Annotated in this window: 3 protein-coding genes; all 3 read left to right on the top strand. The window is 44.8% G+C overall.

All coding sequences use genetic code 11. From position 1 onward, the window contains the following. Positions 1-256 precede the first annotated feature (256 nt). Entirely contained in the window at positions 257-568 is a 312-nt protein-coding gene (gene groES, locus PSE7429_RS21760; protein WP_009629538.1) for a co-chaperone GroES, read from the top strand. A 117-nt stretch (positions 569-685) separates the two neighbouring features. Further along, positions 686-2,320 (top strand): chaperonin GroEL, encoded by a 1,635-nt coding sequence (groL, locus tag PSE7429_RS21755; protein ID WP_009629537.1) that lies wholly within the window; start codon positions 686-688, stop codon positions 2,318-2,320. Between the two features lie 151 nt (positions 2,321-2,471). Next, positions 2,472-3,827 (top strand): O-antigen ligase family protein, encoded by a 1,356-nt coding sequence (locus tag PSE7429_RS21750; protein ID WP_009629536.1) that lies wholly within the window; start codon positions 2,472-2,474, stop codon positions 3,825-3,827. Positions 3,828-3,935 lie beyond the last annotated feature (108 nt).

Genomic DNA, 3,935 nt, shown 5'->3' with positions numbered 1-3,935 from the left:
TGCTTCGCAACGCTTTCAAAAATTTCCTTGGTTTGGGTTTGAGCGCGAAGCGCTGTAATTCACGAAAGTGTGATCACACTTTCGTGAATTGCTATTAACAGTTATTGTTGACAGCTCTGTTCACATTTAGCCTTTCAGTTCGGTAAACCACACTATAGCCATTGCAACCATTTCGGTTAAATTAGCACTCAGTCACCTAGAGTGCTAAAACACTCTAGACAAAGCCAAAAAATGCTAGTCAACTGAGTGAATACAAATGGCAACCACGACATTAAACGTAACTACAGTAAAACCTTTAGCCGATCGCGTATTTATCAAAGTAAGCGCTAAAGAAGAAAAAACCGCAGGTGGAATTTTCTTACCTGAGACCGCAAAGGAAAAGCCCCAAGTCGGTGAAATCGCCGCAGTAGGACCTGGAAAGCTCGATGATAAAGGCGAACGTCAAGCCCTAGAAGTCAAAGTTGGAGACAAAGTTCTTTACTCCAAATACGCTGGTACTGATATCAAACTTGGCACAGACGAATATGTGCTGCTAGCAGAAAAAGATATTTTAGCGATCGTTTCATAGTCACTGGTAATTGGTAATTGGTAGTGGTTAATCGGTAACTGAGATCGAAACCCAATCACCAATCACCAATCACCAGGTTTTTTGCTAACCCGTTCCTATTAACAAATCAAAAAAATTATGTCTAAAAAAATCATTTACAACGAAGATGCACGTCGCGCTCTCGAACGCGGTATGGACATCTTGGCTGAAGCAGTAGCCGTAACCCTAGGACCAAAGGGTCGTAACGTAGTTCTGGAAAAGAAATTTGGTTCTCCTCAAATCGTTAACGATGGTGTAACCATTGCTAAGGAAATCGAACTAGAAGATAACGTTGAAAATACAGGCGTAGCTTTGATTCGTCAAGCTGCTTCTAAAACCAATGACGCAGCTGGTGATGGAACCACCACGGCAACCGTATTGGCTCATGCCATCGTTAAAGAAGGTCTGCGCAACGTAGCGGCTGGGGCTAACTCGATCGCTCTTAAGCGCGGTATCGATAAGGCAACTGCTTTCTTGGTTGGCAAGATCAAAGACCATGCTAAGCCCATCGAAGATTCTAAAGCGATCGCTCAAGTTGGAACCATCTCTGCTGGTAACGACGAGGAAGTCGGTTCGATGATCGCTCAAGCGATGGACAAGGTTGGTAAAGAAGGTGTGATTTCCCTCGAAGAAGGTAAATCCATGTTTACCGAGTTAGAAGTTACCGAAGGTATGCGCTTTGATAAGGGCTATATCTCTCCTTACTTCGTGACCGATGCTGAGCGTATGGAAGCTTCCTTTGAAGAACCATTGCTCTTAATCACCGATAAGAAGATTGCCCTCGTTCAAGAACTCGTCCCCGTTCTCGAACAAGTTGCGCGTGCTGGTCGTCCTTTGATTATCATCGCTGAAGATATCGAAAAAGAAGCTCTGGCAACTCTCGTAGTGAACCGTCTCCGTGGCGTTCTTAACGTTGCTGCTATCAAAGCTCCAGGATTTGGCGATCGTCGTAAGGCAATGCTCGAAGACTTGGCAATTCTCACTGGCGCTCAAGTCATCACTGAAGATGCTGGACTCCGCCTTGATGCTGTGAAGCTCGATCAACTCGGCAAAGCGCGTCGCATCATCATCACCAAGGACAGCACCACCATTGTTGCTGATGGCAATGAAACTGCAGTTAAGACTCGCGTCGAACAAATTCGCCGTCAAATCGAAGAAACCGAATCTTCCTACGATAAAGAGAAGCTCCAAGAACGTTTGGCTAAGCTCTCTGGTGGCGTAGCCGTGATTAAGGTTGGCGCAGCAACTGAAACCGAAATGAAGGATCGTAAGTTGCGTCTAGAAGATGCTATTAATGCAACGAAAGCAGCAGTTGAAGAAGGTATCGTTCCTGGTGGTGGTACAACCTATGTTCACCTTGCTCCCGAACTTCATACTTGGGCAACTGCTAACCTTACAGGTGAAGAACTTACTGGCGCAATTATTGTCTCCAAGGCATTGTCTTCTCCCGTCAAGCGTATTGCTGCAAATGCTGGTTTTAATGGTGCAGTAATTGCTGAAAACGTACGCGAAAAAGACTTCAATATTGGCTTTAATGCTATGTCTGGAGAATTTGAAGATATGTTTGCGGCTGGTATTGTCGATCCTGCTAAGGTCACCCGCTCCGCATTGCAAAATGCAGCTTCGATCGCTGGTATGATTTTGACCACCGAATGTATTGTCGTTGACAAGCCTGAAGATAAGGCTGCTGGTGGTGGCGGTGCTATGGGTGCTGGCGGCGATTTCGATTACTAATTCTCAATAGATATTTGAATCTAAACAAAAAAGGGAGTGCAAAGCACTCCCTTTTTTGTTACCCAAAATATGAGTGACGGAGCGAAGCGCCGTCACTCATATTTTGGGTAACAAAACTTGTATTGCTATAAACTTAAAAGCTTAAAGGTATGTGCTGACCACACAGTGGGCAGCACATACCTTTACCTTCATTAACGAGAAAGGGAAATGGATGCTCTGGAAACTGACCGAAGATAATGAGTTGCGCTTAGAGTGGAACTGGCTGCAAAGTGTTGCTATTTTTATGGTGATTAGCAACGTTTTCATGCCTTTTGCGATGGTGTTATTGGCTGTGCTGGTAGTATTTCGGTATGGTTGGCAAGCGATCGCCACTCCCGTAAATCGCGCTTATTTTTGGCTGTCGCTATGGATGATTTTTACGACGGTAATTGCTTTTAATCCTGCCACGGCCGCAGGAGGACTAGCCAACTTTTTGCCCTATTTTTTATTGGCAGCCGTTACTAGCTTTATCATTCGCACTCCCGCCCAATTTATTCATTTTCTTTGGTTATTGGTGTTTAGCTCTATGCTCGTAAGTGGTTTTGGGATCTTACAAGCAATTCTTGATCGCCCTGATTGGTTCTTCCCGAAAGTAATTTTTGATAGCTATAAGATACCTATGGGGTTTAGCGCTGATCGCCGTATCCAGTCTTTTTTTGGACATTTCAATGAAACGGCTGCTTATCTATTAATGATTTTGCCGATCGCTTTTCATTTTGCGCTTGGTCAAGTGAGAAGTATCACCAAAAGCCAGAGAGCGATCGCCACTGTCGCTCTTGCCTTGGGAACTGCGGTATTAATTTTGACTGGTTCCCGCAATGCATGGGGGTTGGTAATAATAGGAATGATCGCCCTTGCCCTCTATTATCGCCAATGGAAATTCGTTTTAGGATTAGGTATTTTTCTTTTCATTATTGCTTGGGGAGTATTTGGGCAGAAATTGGGCTTGGGTGGGGAAGTCGTGCGATCGCTATTGCCCGAAGGCTTTGTTAATCGCTTATCTAGCACTATCGATCCCAAATTAGTTGACTATGCATCCACGGCTGATCGCCTTAATGCTTGGCAATTTGCGGGATCACTGATTGCGAAACATCCCATCCAAGGCTGGGGATTGCGCAACTTTCCCCTAGTTGCTAAGGCAATGGATTTTGATTTGCGGGGATTGCCCCACGAACATAATTTATTTCTGGCGATCGCTGTTGGTTCGGGTATTCCTGCCCTGTTGGGGTTTGTTGGTATTATTGGCTGGACGATCTGGGTATCGTTGAAATCGGCGATCGCTAAAAATACGGAAGGAATGATGTTTGTTGCGGCAGTGGGAGCCATTCTCTTTTTGCTATCAGGCTGGCTAGATTTAGTGCTCTACGAGCCAAGGCTGAGTATGTTGTTATGGTTTCTGCTTGGCGGTATGTATGGATTAGCATCTTACCGTCCTCATCAACCTGATCAAACGGATGAAATTAAGTAGCTAGGCATAAGTAAACTTAAAACCTAGAAGAGCATACCGCCCGCGTAGCGGGCGGTATGCTGGCTGGTTTTTGTTTGTAATTATGCCGAACTACTTAATGCTAAAGCT

Source organism: Pseudanabaena biceps PCC 7429, assembly GCF_000332215.1.
GTDB lineage: Bacteria > Cyanobacteriota > Cyanobacteriia > Pseudanabaenales > Pseudanabaenaceae > Pseudanabaena > Pseudanabaena biceps.
Note: the sequence above shows the minus strand (reverse complement) of the source record. Positions and strands in the feature narration are given on the sequence as shown.